The following is a 16,400-nucleotide window of genomic DNA, read 5'->3' on the forward strand; positions in this document are numbered from 1 at the left end:
ATACTTTCTAATAGTATCGAAAAATTTTGTGTAAATGTAAAGGAAAAACCGTTAATATCATTGGAATAATTGTTATTTCTTAAAATAAAAGATAATAACAGGTCTGACGAACAGTACTTAAGTTCAATCAGACCTAAAACATTTTGAAAGAATATTAATAGTTCATTAATGTTAATACATCATAGCCTTTAAGTTTCTCCAGTCCATTAAGGTAGGAAAGTTCAATTAGAAATGCACAGCCTACTACAATTCCGCCTAAATCTTCTACTAATTTGATTGTTGCTTCTATTGTACCACCTGTTGCAAGTAAATCATCCGTAATTAATACGCGCTGACCTGGCTTGATTGCATCTTTATGAATGGTCAAAACATTTTTGCCATATTCCAGTCCATAATCAACCTTTATAACTTCTCTTGGCAATTTCCCTTCTTTTCTAACTGGAGCAAAACCGGTTTCCAATGCATAAGACACTGGGCATCCAATTATAAAACCACGTGCTTCTGGTCCCACCACAAGGTCAATATTTTTTTGTCTAGCAAATTCAACTATCTCATCTACAGCTGATTTAAATGCTTTTCCATCATCCATAAGTGGTGTAATATCCTTAAACTGGACCCCTTCTTTCGGCCAATCCTGAACGATTTTAATGTATTTTTTATAGTCCATGTGTTACTTCCTCCTTGGGCATTTCCCCATCTTTTATGCAATTTGAAAACCACATTCTTAAATCTTCATAGGTTGAATAGTATAGAATCTTTTCAACCTCAGCCTGATTCAGCCGTTCTTGATATGATGGTGAATCTGATAAATCCTTCTTCATAGGATTTGCATTTAATTGAATGATACCATTCTCTATTTTAACAAATTCTAATTCAAAAAACACGTTGGACATAAATAAGATTCTATCCTTCGTCCATGCTTTTGCATCCATGATCATCGGCAGTTCTTTTTGCAAATTGACTTGTTTTCGTTTAGCTACAAAAGCATATAGCCATTTAAAATCCTCGCGTGAAGGAAATGCCTTCATAAACACACTATCTTCCAATTGAAAACATACATGAATATTTGACGGATTTGTTTTACATACCAAGTCCTGAAGAGAATTCAGATTTGTCGGCATTTCAAAAAGGTAAAGTGTATTGACTTCATCTAGCAGGCTAATGTCTGCATCATACTTAATACAAGTCACCTCATCAGGAACAATGCCACTTTCATTCAGGAGCGTATTATGTACTGCTAAATGACTAGTATTATTATTAACATAAGGCGTGATATCAAAACGTTTTTTTCCTCGATGATCAAAGACTTGTCTCTCTTCAATTTTCATATCCCGAATAACTATTTGAACCTTTTTATTACCATTCCACTCATTAATACCCAACTCGCCTACAACTGATAATGGTGTTTGTGGAGAAATATGGTGATATAAACCACCTAAGCTAAACCCTATTCCATCAAGCAGCTGATTTTCACGCTTAAATTGCATTTTTAAGTGTTTTTTCAAATTCCCAATCTGCCGTATATCAGATGGGATATCATTCAAATGAAATATCGGTTTTGGATTAGCCATACCAAATGGCGCCAGTCGGGTAATTTCATTCACCAGCTCTTCATTTATTTCTGGAATGGCAATTGTTTTACTTACCTCAATTTCCTGAGAAAAGTCTTCTTTGGAAAGCTGCTGATTAATGATTTTGTTTAGTTCTGTTTGCAGTAACTGAAGATTCTCTAATGGTAAGGTCATACCTGCTGCCTGTGAATGCCCACCGAAGTGAGTGAACGTGTCTCTGATGTTCATACAGTTGGAAAATAAATCAAATGCAGGGATACTTCTGGCAGAACCTTTTACTTGTTCTTTTTCTGGCAGAATTGTCAGCACGATTGCTGGTCTGTCATATTTTCGGACAAGATTTGAGGCGACAATCCCCAGCACACCTTGATTCCAGCCTTCTTTTGCTACAACAATCACTCCTTGTTCCTCAAGCGAGCCTACCATTTGATCTGCTTCTTTTACAATATCACTAACTATTTTTTGACGTTCCTGATTAATGGATTGTACCATTTCTGCTATGTGTTCTGCTTCATCCTGATCATCAGACATAAGGAGCTGTACAGCAAGATTCGCATCTTGTAATCTGCCGACCGCATTAAGCCTTGGGCCAATCATGAAACCAACATCCTCTTCACTGACATCCCCGTTGATATTGCATACCTTTTTCAAAGCTATCAACCCTGGTCTATTAGTCGCTGATAACGTTTTTAAACCATAGGATGCCAAAATCCGATTTTCACTTAATAAGGGGACAAGATCAGCAATCGTACCTATAGCAACTAAATCAAGTAAATGTTTTGGGAAATAACCGAGTAAGCTTTCAGCAAATTTAAAAGCCACACCTACACCAGCCAATTCTTTAAACATATAATCAGGTGAGCACTTCGGGTGAATAATCGCAAACGCCTCGGGTAATTTTTCTTGTGGTTCATGGTGATCCGTTATCACTAAATCAATTCCAAGTTGTTTCGCAACAGTTGCCTCGTGAGTTGATGCTATTCCCGTATCAACTGTTATGATTAAGCTAAAACCATTGTCAAAAGCAGTTCTAAAAGCTTGTTCATTTGGACCATAACCTTCTGTGAATCGGTTTGGTATATAATAATCACAGTCCGCGCCAAGTTCCTGCAACGTTGTTAATAGAACAGTTGTTGAACTGACGCCATCCGCATCATAATCACCAAATATAAGAATTTTTTCTTTATTGGATATTGCTTTATGTAAACGTTCCGTTGCTTTTAATATATCTGAAAAGCCATGTGGATTATATAATTTTTCTAAATCAGGTGACAAAAATTCTTTTGCATCTCTTTCCGAAGCAATTCCGCGCTGTATTAAAAGTTCTTTAATAAGTGGAGATATTTGATTTGAATCCCAATCTAGTAATTCATTGTCCGCACTTGGAAATTTCCATTTCGTCTTACTCTGTAACATAAATTCACCCCTGACTAATCCATTATACTAGACTGAGCCAAGGGTCGCAATTAACGTTTATAGATTGTTCTGTTCCGCATCTGGATTTTCTTTGTTTTCAACTTCTGTTGTGTGGTCCTCCTCTACTGATTCTTTTAACTGATTATTCTCAGCCAGAAGATATTTCCGCTCACGCTGCAAGTGAATCATTTTAATTAAACCAACAGAAGCTGTAATAATTCCACCCATTAATACTGAAAACAGAATTACTAGTATTAATGGCGCCTCACCACTTCCAAATAAATAATTAACTTCAACCGGGTCAACATTTATTACTGCAAACACTGCAACAATAATAACAAATATAATTGCTAGAATAACATATGATTGTCCTCTCAATTCCAATTCCTCCTTTTAAAAACAATGCTTCTACTAAAGTACCCTTTCTTCTAAATTATTAACCATATACAAGACCCCTGTAGTTCAGTTACAACAACAGGGGTCTTATTTCTATTACACTTGTGGTCCTTCTGTTTTTTTCTTCTTAGCAAATACAACAGGTTTATCCTTAATATTTTTCCCGCGCCATACTAGCCATAGTTGTGAAGCAAGGAACAAGGATGAATACGTACCTATTAACAACCCTAGAGCCAGTGCAATCGCAAAACCAGTAATTGGCTGTGCTCCAAGGAATAAGAACGCCAATACAGCAATCATTGTAGTAAGTGTTGTATTTATACTGCGTGTAAAGGTTTGTACCAAACTCTTGTTGACAATGCCAGCAAGTTCCTTAAATGATTTGACGCGTTTCTTTTTGCGTAGATTTTCCCTAATCCGGTCAAAGGTAACTATCGTATCATTTATTGAATAACCTATGACGGTTAGAATCGCAGCAACTATTGTAACATCAAATTCAATTCTGGTAAGGCTAAATATTGCTAAAACGAAGAAAACATCATGGATTAAAGCAATTATTGCTGTTAAACCAAAGAATAGTTCAAATCGAAGTGTGACATATATAACCATACCAATTGATGCAATGGCCAGTGCATAAAGGGCGTTTTTAACTAGTTCTTCACCAACAACTGGTGAAACGACACTCACACTGGAATTTGCATTGTAATTCTCCTGAAAATACGTCTGTACTTCTGATATTCTATCTTCATCAATTACCTCTTCATAACGAAGAATTACATTCTCGCCATTATCACCGGCAGGAACAACAGATTTGGCCTCTAAATCCAGCTCTTCAAGACTGTTTTTGATTGCCTCTGTGTCTAATGTATCTTCTGCAGCAAGTTGAATTCTTGACCCACTGGTAAAATCAATTCCAGGGTTTAACTGAAAAATACCTAGTGAAATACCACCAAGAATAACCATTGACGCTGATGCAATAAAGAATTTTTTTCTATGTTGAACAACATTAACCTTCCGATTAAAGATTTTAGGTTCTACTTCACTTGCATCGGCGATATCCTTAATGTCCTTCTTCTTAACACCAAACCATGCTGGTCGATTTTTAAGAAACTTTGCTTTAATCCATAACCGTAATAATAGCCTTGAACCATAAACAGCTGTTATGAAGCTTACTAAGATGCTAACAATTAACATCGTTGCAAACCCTTTAATCGAGCTTGTACCAAATATGAATAAAACAGCAGCAGCAAGCATCGTTGTAATATTTGCATCAACAATAGCCCGTAATGAATTTGCCGTTCCTGCTTTAAACGATGCAAGTAATGATTTACCTTCGCGAATTTCCTCTTTAATTCGTTCAAATGTAATGACATTCGCATCAACAGCCATACCAACACCAAGTATTAGCGCGGCTATTCCTGGCAGCGTAAGCACCCCGTTCATCAGTTCAAAAACTAATAGAATTAAATATATATAAATACTTAAATTGATTACAGCTATTAATCCTGGAAAGCGATAAAATGCAATCATAAATATGAAGATTAGGCTTATACCAATAACTCCTGCAAATACGGTCTTATTAAGCGCCTCTTCACCAAACTGTGCACCCACCGTATTTGAATACAATTCTGTCATATTCACAGGAAGTGAGCCTGCATTGATGATATCAGCCAGTCGTTGAGCAGATTCCACTGTGAAGTCACCATTAATCATAACATTTGTTGTGTTTAATGTTTCATCAACTTTAGGGGCTGACACATATTTCGGATCTTCCTTCTTCACTTCCTCAGCAAATGAATCTCCTTCTTGATAGTCCATCCAGATCACGAGCAAGTTCTTTTTTTGAGGATATGGAACCGTCGGGTCTGCTTTGGCAGCAAGATTACTTGTTATTTCCCCAAATTTTGATGCATCTTTTAATTGTAAGGTGACAATAGGCTGGTTCGTTTTCTGGTTAAAATCTTGTTTCGCACTACCTTCTTGTATGTCTGCCCCATCAAGAAGCACTTCATCCTCAACGTTCCTTAAAGTAAGTCTTGCTGATGTGGATAGCAGCTCTCTTGCTTCACCTTGATTTTCCACACCGGCAAGTTGTACCCGAATTCTATCTTCGCCTTCAATATTAATATTTGCTTCGCTAATTCCTAAACGATTTACACGTTCATTAAGTATACGTACTGTGGATTCAAGTAATTCTCTATCTGTTTCTTCTCCTTCATCAACAGGTTCAATTTTATATAAAACCTCAAACCCGCCTTGAAGGTCCAATCCTAGATTAACGTCTTTCGCGATTCCTGTTATCGTTGACCCAATCGTTCCCGCAAATATTAATACGATTAGAAAAAAGGCAACGATCTTGCCTCTGTTTTTCATCTTCCAATTGCCTCCCTTTATATCCCGTGGGTAATACATTATGTAAAATTTATTCAGCCTCTTCCAGATTTCCTCCGGTTAGTGCATTGATTGAAGCCATTAAATCATTATCTTGATATGCATTAACCGTTAAGTAACTCATGTAAATGTTTGATGAAAGATGGAGAATATCTTGAATTACCTCATATAAACGCTTAGGAGGGTTCCCTTTCCATACTTTTTCAGTTAAACATTTCCATATATTTTCATTTGTTGCCTTCGCATAGCCCATTAATTGGAACTCATTTACTTTACTTTCTAAAGCTAACAATATTTCCGGTTTCCACTCACTCACATTTTTTATAACTTCCACATGTTTCCCTCCCTGTAGACAATCCAATCTATATAATAATGCTTGTCATGCTTGGCCCACATCTTTGCATATATATCATTGTATATGAAAAATTATTTTTTGAGAAGGTAGGTCGTCAATATTGACCAAACAAACATTTTTACAAGGTACATTAATTTTAATAATAGCAGGTATGATCACACGTTTATTAGGCTTCATCAACCGCCTGGTAATAGCCAGATTTATGGGCGAAGAAGGTGTTGGTCTTTACATGATGGCTCTGCCAACTCTTTTCCTTGTGATTACATTAACACAGCTCGGCCTTCCTGTCGCAATTTCCAAACGGGTATCAGAAGCCGAAGCCAGAAATGATACACATAAAATAAAAAAAATTCTTGTGATATCATTACTCGTTACAGGTATATCAAGTGTCATTTTTACAATTGGCATGATCGCTGCTGCGCCATTTATTGCCACAACTTTACTTACTGATGAACGTACAATGTACCCACTAATAGCAATAAGTCCAATCGTACCTATTGTAGCCATTTCTTCAGTGCTTAAAGGGTACTTCCAAGGTAGGCAAAATATGAAGCCACAAAGTTATGCATTAGTAATCGAACAAATCGTCCGGATTACGTGTGTGGCATTCTTTATTAAATTATTACTTCCATTTGGAGTCGAATTTGCTGCAGCTGGAGCAATGTTCAGTGTAATTCTAGGTGAGCTTGCATCACTGTTATTTATGATTCACTTGTTTAGACGAAAGAAAATAGTAAGTATTCGGCACCGCTTTTTCAAATACGTAAAATCGAGCAAAAACACATTAGTAGAGCTATTTTCAATTGCATTACCAAGCACAGGCAGTCGGTTAATTGGATCTTTTTCTTACTTCCTTGAACCAATAATTGTAGCGCAAAGCTTACTCATTGCTGGAGTATCAAGTTCCATGGCAACAAAACAGTATGGAGAGCTAACCGGGTATGTATTACCATTACTATTTTTGCCAACATTTATTACACAATCCCTGTCAATCGCTTTAGTTCCATCAATTTCAGAAGCTGAAGCAACTAAGAACAAAAAACTGATTCATTACCGAATTCATCAGTCCATCAGGATTTCATTTGCATCAGGTGCGATAGCAACCATTGTCCTTTCATTATTTGCCGTGCCAATACTAACGTATATGTACGGAACAGGAAATGCTAGCAGATTTTTAGTATTAATGGCACCTTTTTTTATTTTACTCTATATTCAAGCTCCATTACAAGCAGCATTACAAGCGTTAGATTTAGCAAAACCTGCAATGTGGAATAGTTTATTCGGGGCTGCATGTAAGTTTATTGTACTGTTTCTGTTAGCATCTAATGCTGAATTTGGAATCATGGGTGTTGCTATCGCGATGTCAGTTGGCGTAGTTTTAGTAACGATATTACATTTGGCTAGTCTGTATAAGGAAATCGGGTTTTCAATACCTGTTAAAGATTTAACGAAAATGGGATTATTATTAGCACTAACATATGTAGTTGGAAACTTCTTCAAGAGTATATATTCCGGATTTGAATCAAATCTTTTCCTTTTTATACTTATTCTTTTAACCATAACGATAATATATATTGCACTTCTGTTTATTTTAAGGTTTATTACAAAAGAAGAGTTACGTCAGATACCTTTCTTCCAAAAATGGGTACATTAAAAAGCTGCTTTCCAAGCCTGAAGCATAACAAATCACTGCGACACAGACCTAGGGTAACTAATACGTGAAATTTCGTGTGTCACTCTGAACACGCAACTGGAATATACTCGTTTTCACTGTTCAGGATCAGGTAACAAGTGCGTTTTCGACGAAGCCGAAGCGTTTTCCGCGGAAAGCGTAGTGTAGTTCCAGAGCGTTTAAAAATAGCACTCAAGTATTTTCCTGCATTATGTCGCAGTTTATACCAATATTTATTCAGTAATTAGAAAACTTGGCATTCGCCAAGCCTTAATATAGATAAGCCTTAGTTGCACTTATGCCAGTAAGAAAGTATTTTATACTTCTTAACTGCAAATAAAACAACATAACACTTTTACTAAGCGTTATGTTGCTTATAATCCTTGTGACATATAGGGAATTAAATAACGAACGTACACATATACAGTGGATATAAGAAGTGAGAGCAGGACAAATGGTATTCCATACAGCATAAATCTGATAAATGGTATCTTTTGATTTGAACCCTCAGCTAATCCTGCAACCACGACATTTGCAGAGGCCCCAACCAGTGTTGCATTCCCTCCTAAACATGCCCCTAATGCTAGTGACCACCATATGGGATCCAAATAAACCATTCCATAACTTTCAAATTCTTCTATTACTGGAATCATTGCTGCAACAAATGGTATGTTATCGACGATTCCTGAAAATAGACCTGAAATCCATAGTATAAGTATAGCAGTTTTTGAAAAATCACCTTCTGTTGAAAGAACAATCGCTCTGGCCATTTCATCAATAATCCCAACCTCTTCTAAACCACCAACTAAGGTAAATAACCCAATGAAAAAAAACAATGTAACCCATTCAACTTTTGCAAAAATATACTCAGTTTCAACTTCTTTTTCCGTTAACAGCAAAAGCAGAATCGCACCACTTAAAGCTATAATTGTCAATTCAATATGCAGGAATGAGTGAAGCACAAAACCTGATAATGTAAGAATTAATACAACAATAGATTGATATAACATAGGCGACTTCACCAGAAAAGACGATGCATCCATCGCTAATAATTCATCTATGTTTATTTGTTGAGCATTTAATGTGCTTCTAAACAGCATTACCATTATTGCCAACATAATTATAAAGATAATTATAGCTAGAGGTGCCAGATGGTTAACGAACGATAGAAAGGTTAGATGGTCAACAGCTTGTCCAATCATTATGTTTGGTGGGTCACCAATTAGTGTGGCAGTACCTCCAATATTAGAACTAAAAATAATGATTAGCAGGTATGGAAATGCGGGAAGACTTAATTGTTTTGTGACTTTAAGAATAATCGGGACAAATATCAAGACCGTTGTAACATTGTCAAGTAATGCTGATCCTATAGCAGTCAATATGCTTACACCAATAAACAATGGAATAGGTGACCCACGTACTCTTTGTGCAAAACGAATAGCAATAAAGGAAAATAGCCCTGTCTTTTCCGTTATCGATATAAGTAGCATCATAGAGAATAATAAAGCAATGGTATTCCAATCAATATAGTGTATGAACATTTCATTGGCACTATAAACACCTGTTAACAACAATAATGCACCGCCGGAAAGTGCAACAACAGCGCGATTTATTTTCTCAGTCATAATAAAAATGTAACTAATTATAAAAATAACAGTTGCTAATATTACTTCCATGCAGCATCCTCTTTCATCATAAAGTTAATCTCTTATTACAAATATATGCTGAGATATGCAAAATATTTTCAGTCTATTTTTTATTTACCTGAATAGAATGAAAGTACATGGACAAACAATGGAAAGGGGGATTAGCATCATGCAAAGACAGCAATTTACTGCCCTGATGTATGGCTGGATTATAATTCTCGGTTTAATTCTTTTAACTAGCATTATTCTGGCCTTCTTACTTCGCTTCACAACAATGGAAGAAACCACTCTATCATGGCTAACATTAGCAATAGGTTTAATTTGCTTATTTATAGGGGGGCTTGTTGCAGGGGTCAAGAGTAAGCAAAAGGGTTGGATCATCGGCTCTATAACAGGGATTGGTTTCACACTTTTTACATTCCTTGTTCAGTATCTTGGTTATCAGCAGGCTTTCTCGCTCGAACAGTCACTCCATCATTTTGGATTTATCTTAGCAGCAGTTATAGGTGGAGTCATCGGAGTTAATTTTGTTGCATCAGAAAATAATAATTAAAGCAATTAAAAAAGAAGCTAGTACATAATGTACCAGCTTCTTTTGTTTCCTTTATGTATAATCATAAAGTATTAGTGCTGCTATTTATTATTGATTGCTTTTTACTTCGCGGATGGCTGTACGATCATACGTAAGCTTAACACCATCACCAGATTGAATAATAACAGTGCTCTCGTCAATTGCATGAACAACACCATGAAAGCCGCCGATTGTTATAACTGCATCTCCCTTTTGAAGGTCAGACTGCATTTGTTTAACCTGCTTTTGTTTTTTCTGTTGCGGACGAATAAGCAAGAAGTAAAAAATAACAAACATTAAAATAATCGGTGCTAGAGATATTAGCATATCCATTCATAATTCCCCCCTTTCCTAAAAGTTTTTTGCATTCGGTTGGTTAAGACCATATTGTTCAAAGAATGCTTCTTTAAAATCGCCAAGTCGATCATCACTAATAGCTGCTCGTACTTGCTCCATTAATTTTAACAGAAAATAGAGATTATGGTAAGTAGTAAGTCTGAATCCAAATGTTTCATTACATTTGACTAGGTGTCGGATATAAGCACGGGAGTAATTTTTGCATACATGACAATCGCAATTCTCATCAATTGGACTAAAGTCTCGTGCGTATTTCGCATTTCTGACGACAAGTCTGCCATTGGATGTCATGCATGTACCATTGCGGGCAATACGTGTCGGTAGTACACAATCAAACATATCAATTCCTCTAATAGCTCCATCTATTAACGAGTCGGGTGACCCTACCCCCATTAAATACCGTGGCTTATTGCTTGGCAATAGTGGTGTGGTAAATTCCAGAACACGATTCATAACATCCTTGGGTTCACCAACAGAAAGTCCGCCAATAGCATATCCAGGAAAATCCATAGATGTTAAATCAGCTGCACTTTGTTTGCGCAACGCTTCGTATTCCCCGCCTTGAATAATTCCAAATAAACCTTGGTCAGAGGGGCGCTGGTGTGAATTCAAACAGCGTTCAGCCCAGCGTGACGTTCGTTCCACAGAAGCTTTCATATAATCATGCGTTGCAGGGTATGGCGGACATTCATCAAACGCCATCATTATATCTGACCCTAATGCATTCTGAATCTCCATTGCCTTTTCTGGTGACAGAAAAAGCTTCTCACCACTCAAATGATTCCGAAAATGCACACCTTCTTCTTTAATGTCACGCATTTTACTTAAGCTAAAAACCTGAAATCCGCCAGAATCAGTTAATATTGCTCCATCCCAATTCATGAATTTATGAAGACCACCAGCTTCTCTAATGATGTCCTCACCAGGTCTTAGCCAAAGATGATATGTATTAGACAGAATAATATTTGCATTCATTTGCTGGAGTTCTTCTGGACTCATGGTTTTAACTGTAGCCAATGTACCAACAGGCATAAATGTAGGTGTATCAAATGAACCATGAGGCGTGTGTACTTTTCCAAGTCTTGCACCTGTCTGTTTACAGGTTTTAATGTGTTCATACGTAATTGCTGTCATTGTATTCGTTCCTTTTTATAAGATTAACATCGCATCACCAAAACTGAAAAATCGATACTTTTCTTTAACAGCTTCATTATATGCATTTAAAATACTCTCCCGATCAGCGAGTGCACTTACTAACATAATCAATGTTGATTTAGGCAAATGAAAATTGGTGATTAGCCCGTCAATTGCTTGAAATTGATATGGAGGATAAATAAATATATCAGTCCAGCCACTTGATTCTGCAAATTGTCCATTATTATCTCTGGCAATTGTTTCAAGTGTTCTTGTAGAAGTTGTACCAACCGAAATAATTCTTCCACCTGTTTGTTTAACTTGTGATAATGTATTAGCAGTCTCTTTTGTCATATGATAAAATTCTGCATGCATCGTGTGGTCATCAATATTATCTACACTGACCGGGCGAAATGTGCCAAGCCCGACATGTAATGTAATAAATGCAATAGTTACACCCATCCCCCTCAACTCGACCAGCAGAGAATTTGTAAAGTGTAAGCCTGCAGTAGGGGCGGCTGCTGATCCTTCTTCTTTTGCATATACAGTTTGATAGCGTTCTTTTTCAGATAGCTGTTGCTTTATATATGGAGGCAATGGCATTTCACCTAGCTCATCGAGAACTTCGTAAAAAATGCCTTGATATGAGAAATCAAAAATTCGGCCACCGTGATCCTTAAGCGCCGTGCATGTTGCACGAATTTTACCTTCACCGAATACGAGCGTTGTCCCTACTTTAACTTTTTTGGCTGGTTTTGCCAGTACTTCCCATTCATCCTTATCTTGCTGATGAAGAAGCAGTACTTCTATTTTAGCACCTGTATCTTCTTTTATACCATACAGCCTTGCCGGTAAAACTCTCGTATCGTTTAATACAAGACAATCACCCTTTTTAAGGTATTGCTTAATATCCCTAAAATACTTGTGCGAAACTTCCTTCTTCTCCCGATTCAATACTAATAAACGGGATGAAGCACGTTCCTTCAGTGGTGTTTGAGCAATTAATTCTTCTGGTAATTCAAAATCAAAATCTTCTATGTTCATGATGCTCTCCTTACTATACTTACCGAAATTTACCCAGGATATAAAACACAAGTGTCAAAATAATACTTACAACAATGGAAGTCATGATTGGAAAATGAAAGGAAAAATTTCCTTTCTTAAAACTAATATCACCAGGAAGCCTGCCAATAAAAGTCCAAATCAACCCAATCACTACAAATATAATACCTAGGAGAATAAATAATTTTCCTGCGTTCATCATGTATCGTTCCCTGCTATTCCAAAATGTCGATAAGCTTTTGGGGTTACTAACCTACCCCTTGGTGTACGCTGAATAAATCCAATTTGTAATAAATATGGCTCATATACATCTTCAATCGTTTGGGACTCTTCTCCAACTGTTGCTGCAATCGTATCCAAGCCAACTGGTCCGCCTTGAAAGCCATCTATAATACCTTTTAACAGCTTGTGATCAATATGATCTAATCCAGCATCATCTACCTGCAGCATTTCCAATGCAAGGTCAGTAGTTTTTAAACTGATTTCGTTTTCACCCTTCACTTGAGAGATATCACGAATTCGCTTTAGTAAACGGTTGGCAATTCGTGGGGTTCCTCTTGATCTCCGCGCAATTTCACCAGCTGCTTCTTTGGTAATTGTCGTTTCAAATATATCTGCAGTCCGTTCAACAATTGAACATAGATCTTTAGCTTCATAAAATTCAAGCCGGCTTAGTACACCAAATCTATCTCGTAATGGGGCTGACAGTAGACCGGCACGTGTTGTTGCACCTACTAGCGTGAATGGAGGCAAATCGATTCTAACTGATCGTGCGCTGGGGCCTGTACCAATTACAATATCAAGAAAAAAGTCCTCCATTGCAGGGTACAGCACTTCTTCGACAGCTCTTGGAAGTCTATGCACTTCATCGATAAAAAGTACATCACCTGGTTCCAGTGATGACAGAATAGCTGCCAAATCCCCGGCTCTTTCAATCGCAGGACCAGAAGTGGATCGGAACTGTACGCCCATTTCATTCGCTATAATTGCCGCCAGTGTTGTTTTGCCAAGACCTGGTGGTCCGTATAAAAGTACATGATCAAGTGGTTCCTCACGCATTCTTGCTGCCTGAATAAAGATACTTAAGTTCTCTTTAACTTTTTGTTGACCGATATACTGATTCAGATTTACAGGGCGGAGACTAAGCTCAACAGTAGAATCTTCATTTTGTAATTCACCTGTGACCATTCGCTCATCCATATTATCCCCCCCTTGTTAATTTTTCATTAGTAGTGCTAGCGCTTTTCGAATAATTTCATCCGTATTACTATTACTTTCTGATTGCAGCTGTGGAACGACAGCTTTAATTTCACGTTCTGTATAACCTAACGATTTTAATGCTTCTTGAGCTTCTTTTAACCCATCTTTAGTCTCCTGGCTACTTGTATCCGGCATTTCTTGTTCACCTGAAACGGAAACCATCGATATTAATTTACCTTTTAAATCTAAAATAATTTGTCTGGCAGTTTTTTTACCTACTCCAGGAAAACTTGTCAAAAATTTATCATCTTCTCGCTCAATAGCTTCAACAAAGCCTGTTACGTCAACACTTCCTAAAACTGCTAACGCACCTTTTGGTCCAATTCCTGAAACGGAAATAAGCTTTGTGAATAGATATTTTTCATCTTCATTTTTAAAGCCATATAGTACTTGTGTATCTTCCCGCACATAATGGTACGTATTTATCGTTAACTCATTATTTAATTCAGATTGAAATAAAAAAGGGTTAGCACAAACAATTTCATACCCAACACCTTGTACATCCACAATTACTGCATCTTCCTGAATAGTTGATAATGTCCCCTTTATGTATGCAATCATCCGACCTTCTCCTTTACATTTCTGCTCCTATTTTAACATAACTATACACATAAGGAAGAAAAAACTTCTATTCTCGAATCCCAAGAATAGAAGTTTTTTCACTTATTCTGATTCCTCTAAATTGTGGTGAATGTCCTGAACATCTTCATTATTTTCAAGCATTTCAATCAGGTTTAGCATATTCTTCTCATCATCTTCCGAGGGAGAACTATATGTTTGCGGAATGAATGTAATCTCTGAACTCTCTAATAAATAGCCACTTTCACGTAAATGTTCACACACTGCATTAAAATTCTCTGGTGCTGTAATTATTTCATATGCGCCCTCTTCTGTGACTATATCATCTGCACCTGCTTCAATGGCCTCCAATGTGATTTCTTCTTCGTCAATTGTTCCGTCCTCATTTGTAATAACAATATATCCTTTTCGGTCAAACATAAAAGATACACTTCCATTTTCACCTAAGTTCCCATTATTCTTCTTAAAGGCATGCCTTATTTCAGCAGCAGTTCTATTTTTATTATCTGTTAAAATATTAACAATAACAGCAACACCACCTGGACCATAGCCTTCGTACGTTATTTCCTCAAAGCTTGCACCATCTAATGCTCCTGTTGCTTTCTTAATTGCTCGATCAATATTTTCGTTCGGCATGTTATCAGCTTTAGCCTTGTCAACTGCCAATCTTAAGGAGGCATTCATTTCTGGGTCTCCTCCACCTAGTTTGGCTGCCGTATAGATTTCTTTAGCATGGTGCATAAATACTTTCCCTTTTTTAGCATCTTGTGCATTCTTTCTCTTTTGAATGTTCTTCCATTTAGAATGACCAGCCATAGGACATTCTCCTCTCTGTATATTTCCCTTTTTAACTATACCAAAAATAGCTGAATCATTAAAGTGATGGTTCTACTACTACAATCGAAATCCAGATTAAAAAAGTGTCATCTAAAACTAAAAAATATTTTCTAAAACAATGCCACCAAAACAGGATGAGAAACGATAGTAGTAAAAAGTAGTATAAAAAAAGCCCTTGCATGGCAAAGACTTTAATTTCTTTAATTTCTCACTTAAAAATTATGTAGTGGAAGAACTGTAGATAGCTGAACAAGAACCAGCTAACCCAGCGCCTGATGGTTAGTAGACTTCCCTCCTGCGTCTACAATAATGCCCTTCACGTGTTAAGTAGTTCGATGTTGCCACAGAATATGGCGTTTTTATTCAATATACCTTACACACTTCCGCTCTTTGTGTGTCCTTTTCGCTTTACAAGTATAGGATTCACTTTAACTTCATCTATTCATTGGCGATAATTTAAGTTCATGTATTCTCAAGGGAAATGGAAGATAGACTAAAACCGCAGTTTGTTGCGAAACGTCGACCCACCCGCGGTATGAGGAAATAATCCATACAGGCTAAACAGCGCTTCCGCTTTAATCTCTAGTGGTATTAAAAAATTCATTTAGAAACTCGTTCATATCACCATTCAGCTGGTCCAGCTTTGCATCCTTATTTCGCATACGATCCCAGTAGACGTCATCTGTATATACTTCAACTTCTCGGTTTGGTACCATTTCATGAACCTCTTGTTTTATGATTTTCCTCATATTAGGAGGAGAATTTGGGCTAATGATCACTCCAACAATTGCTTTATCATCAGTTACAGCAACTTGGGCTTGAATAACTTCCTTTCGCTCTTTTAATTTCTTAGTTATTGAAATGGATGTTTGATTGGTATATAAATCACTTTGTCCACTAGCGTCACCTTCGTTCATCTGAGTCTGATCACTTTGAGGATATCCACCTTTTTCGCCAAGACTTTGTTCTTTATTACCAGTTCGTTCTTTTTGCTCTTCTTTTGTTTCATAATTAATAGGCTGTGAAGTCATATTTTCAGGGTTATCTTGCTTTCCTTCTTCTGTTCCACATCCAACCAAAGCAAAAATAATGACAGAAATTAATGTTAGAATTTTTATCGACATAAAAAAACCTCCCTTACCATTAGATTGTA

At 36.9% G+C, this 16,400-nt stretch carries 16 protein-coding genes; 2 read left to right on the forward strand and 14 right to left on the reverse strand.

The genetic code is table 11. The features are described 5' to 3' along the window. Nucleotides 1–154: 154 nt before the first annotated feature. The 5 genes from J2Z82_RS02740 to J2Z82_RS02760 all read right to left on the reverse strand — a co-directional run bounded on the left by J2Z82_RS02740 (nucleotide 155) and on the right by J2Z82_RS02760 (nucleotide 6,108). Entirely contained in the window at nucleotides 155–667 is a 513-nt protein-coding gene (locus tag J2Z82_RS02740) for an adenine phosphoribosyltransferase (protein ID WP_209479264.1), read from the reverse strand. Then, nucleotides 657–2,987, reverse strand: coding sequence for a single-stranded-DNA-specific exonuclease RecJ (recJ, locus tag J2Z82_RS02745; protein WP_209479265.1), 2,331 nt, complete (start codon nucleotides 2,985–2,987; stop codon nucleotides 657–659). The genes J2Z82_RS02740 and recJ overlap by 11 nt, the downstream gene beginning before the upstream one ends. A gap of 57 nt (nucleotides 2,988–3,044) precedes the next feature. Next, nucleotides 3,045–3,365, reverse strand: a complete 321-nt coding sequence (locus J2Z82_RS02750) for a LapA family protein (RefSeq protein WP_209479266.1) — start codon at nucleotides 3,363–3,365, stop codon at nucleotides 3,045–3,047. Nucleotides 3,366–3,479: 114 nt separating this feature from the next. Then, on the reverse strand, nucleotides 3,480–5,756 hold the full coding sequence (secDF, locus tag J2Z82_RS02755) for a protein translocase subunit SecDF (protein ID WP_209479267.1): 2,277 nt from the start codon (nucleotides 5,754–5,756) through the stop codon (nucleotides 3,480–3,482). A 49-nt stretch (nucleotides 5,757–5,805) separates the two neighbouring features. Further along, nucleotides 5,806–6,108 (reverse strand): post-transcriptional regulator, encoded by a 303-nt coding sequence (locus J2Z82_RS02760; protein WP_209479268.1) that lies wholly within the window; start codon nucleotides 6,106–6,108, stop codon nucleotides 5,806–5,808. Nucleotides 6,109–6,229: 121 nt separating this feature from the next. Here J2Z82_RS02760 and spoVB point away from each other — a divergent pair, with 121 nt between their 5' ends. Further along, entirely contained in the window at nucleotides 6,230–7,783 is a 1,554-nt protein-coding gene (gene spoVB, locus J2Z82_RS02765; protein ID WP_209479269.1) for a stage V sporulation protein B, read from the forward strand. A 392-nt stretch (nucleotides 7,784–8,175) separates the two neighbouring features. Here spoVB and J2Z82_RS02770 read toward each other — a convergent pair whose 3' ends face one another. Continuing rightward, nucleotides 8,176–9,477: an ArsB/NhaD family transporter gene (locus J2Z82_RS02770; protein WP_209479270.1), complete on the reverse strand. Its 1,302-nt coding sequence runs from the start codon at nucleotides 9,475–9,477 to the stop codon at nucleotides 8,176–8,178. A 139-nt stretch (nucleotides 9,478–9,616) separates the two neighbouring features. Between J2Z82_RS02770 and J2Z82_RS02775 the strand changes: the two genes are divergently transcribed. Continuing rightward, nucleotides 9,617–10,000, forward strand: coding sequence for a TIGR04086 family membrane protein (locus tag J2Z82_RS02775; protein ID WP_209479271.1), 384 nt, complete (start codon nucleotides 9,617–9,619; stop codon nucleotides 9,998–10,000). A gap of 87 nt (nucleotides 10,001–10,087) precedes the next feature. Here J2Z82_RS02775 and yajC read toward each other — a convergent pair whose 3' ends face one another. The 8 genes from yajC to J2Z82_RS02815 all read right to left on the reverse strand — a co-directional run bounded on the left by yajC (nucleotide 10,088) and on the right by J2Z82_RS02815 (nucleotide 16,371). Next, nucleotides 10,088–10,351, reverse strand: coding sequence for a preprotein translocase subunit YajC (gene yajC / locus J2Z82_RS02780; RefSeq protein WP_209479272.1), 264 nt, complete (start codon nucleotides 10,349–10,351; stop codon nucleotides 10,088–10,090). A gap of 18 nt (nucleotides 10,352–10,369) precedes the next feature. Then, nucleotides 10,370–11,509, reverse strand: a complete 1,140-nt coding sequence (gene tgt / locus J2Z82_RS02785; protein WP_209479273.1) for a tRNA guanosine(34) transglycosylase Tgt — start codon at nucleotides 11,507–11,509, stop codon at nucleotides 10,370–10,372. A 15-nt stretch (nucleotides 11,510–11,524) separates the two neighbouring features. Continuing rightward, nucleotides 11,525–12,553: a tRNA preQ1(34) S-adenosylmethionine ribosyltransferase-isomerase QueA gene (gene queA / locus J2Z82_RS02790; RefSeq protein ID WP_209479274.1), complete on the reverse strand. Its 1,029-nt coding sequence runs from the start codon at nucleotides 12,551–12,553 to the stop codon at nucleotides 11,525–11,527. 19 nt (nucleotides 12,554–12,572) lie between these two features. Then, nucleotides 12,573–12,773: a DUF2905 domain-containing protein gene (locus J2Z82_RS02795; protein WP_175559462.1), complete on the reverse strand. Its 201-nt coding sequence runs from the start codon at nucleotides 12,771–12,773 to the stop codon at nucleotides 12,573–12,575. Next, nucleotides 12,770–13,771 (reverse strand): Holliday junction branch migration DNA helicase RuvB, encoded by a 1,002-nt coding sequence (gene ruvB / locus J2Z82_RS02800; protein ID WP_209479275.1) that lies wholly within the window; start codon nucleotides 13,769–13,771, stop codon nucleotides 12,770–12,772. Before ruvB ends, J2Z82_RS02795 begins: the two co-directional genes overlap by 4 nt. 15 nt (nucleotides 13,772–13,786) lie before the next feature. Continuing rightward, nucleotides 13,787–14,392: a Holliday junction branch migration protein RuvA gene (gene ruvA / locus J2Z82_RS02805; protein WP_209479276.1), complete on the reverse strand. Its 606-nt coding sequence runs from the start codon at nucleotides 14,390–14,392 to the stop codon at nucleotides 13,787–13,789. 102 nt (nucleotides 14,393–14,494) lie between these two features. After that, a complete protein-coding gene (locus J2Z82_RS02810) occupies nucleotides 14,495–15,226 on the reverse strand; it encodes a YebC/PmpR family DNA-binding transcriptional regulator (protein WP_209479277.1) in 732 nt (243 codons plus the stop codon). Nucleotides 15,227–15,822: 596 nt separating this feature from the next. Further along, a complete protein-coding gene (locus J2Z82_RS02815; protein ID WP_209479278.1) occupies nucleotides 15,823–16,371 on the reverse strand; it encodes a YhcN/YlaJ family sporulation lipoprotein in 549 nt (182 codons plus the stop codon). Nucleotides 16,372–16,400 lie beyond the last annotated feature (29 nt).

Origin of the sequence: Virgibacillus litoralis, from assembly GCF_017873675.1 — a bacterium.
GTDB lineage: Bacteria > Bacillota > Bacilli > Bacillales > Amphibacillaceae > Lentibacillus > Lentibacillus litoralis.

Bases quoted from the DNA above. Each gene is read 5' to 3' on its own strand.
- J2Z82_RS02740 (WP_209479264.1), bottom strand. From the start codon at position 667: ATGGACTATAAAAAATACATTAAAATCGTTCAGGATTGGCCGAAAGAA.
- recJ (WP_209479265.1), bottom strand. From the start codon at position 2,987: ATGTTACAGAGTAAGACGAAATGGAAATTTCCAAGTGCGGACAATGAA.
- secDF (WP_209479267.1), bottom strand. From the start codon at position 5,756: ATGAAAAACAGAGGCAAGATCGTTGCCTTTTTTCTAATCGTATTAATA.
- J2Z82_RS02770 (WP_209479270.1), bottom strand. From the start codon at position 9,477: ATGGAAGTAATATTAGCAACTGTTATTTTTATAATTAGTTACATTTTT.
- J2Z82_RS02775 (WP_209479271.1), top strand. From the start codon at position 9,617: ATGCAAAGACAGCAATTTACTGCCCTGATGTATGGCTGGATTATAATT.
- yajC (WP_209479272.1), bottom strand. From the start codon at position 10,351: ATGGATATGCTAATATCTCTAGCACCGATTATTTTAATGTTTGTTATT.
- tgt (WP_209479273.1), bottom strand. From the start codon at position 11,509: ATGACAGCAATTACGTATGAACACATTAAAACCTGTAAACAGACAGGT.
- queA (WP_209479274.1), bottom strand. From the start codon at position 12,553: ATGAACATAGAAGATTTTGATTTTGAATTACCAGAAGAATTAATTGCT.
- J2Z82_RS02795 (WP_175559462.1), bottom strand. From the start codon at position 12,773: ATGATGAACGCAGGAAAATTATTTATTCTCCTAGGTATTATATTTGTA.
- ruvB (WP_209479275.1), bottom strand. From the start codon at position 13,771: ATGGATGAGCGAATGGTCACAGGTGAATTACAAAATGAAGATTCTACT.
- ruvA (WP_209479276.1), bottom strand. From the start codon at position 14,392: ATGATTGCATACATAAAGGGGACATTATCAACTATTCAGGAAGATGCA.
- J2Z82_RS02810 (WP_209479277.1), bottom strand. From the start codon at position 15,226: ATGGCTGGTCATTCTAAATGGAAGAACATTCAAAAGAGAAAGAATGCA.
- J2Z82_RS02815 (WP_209479278.1), bottom strand. From the start codon at position 16,371: ATGTCGATAAAAATTCTAACATTAATTTCTGTCATTATTTTTGCTTTG.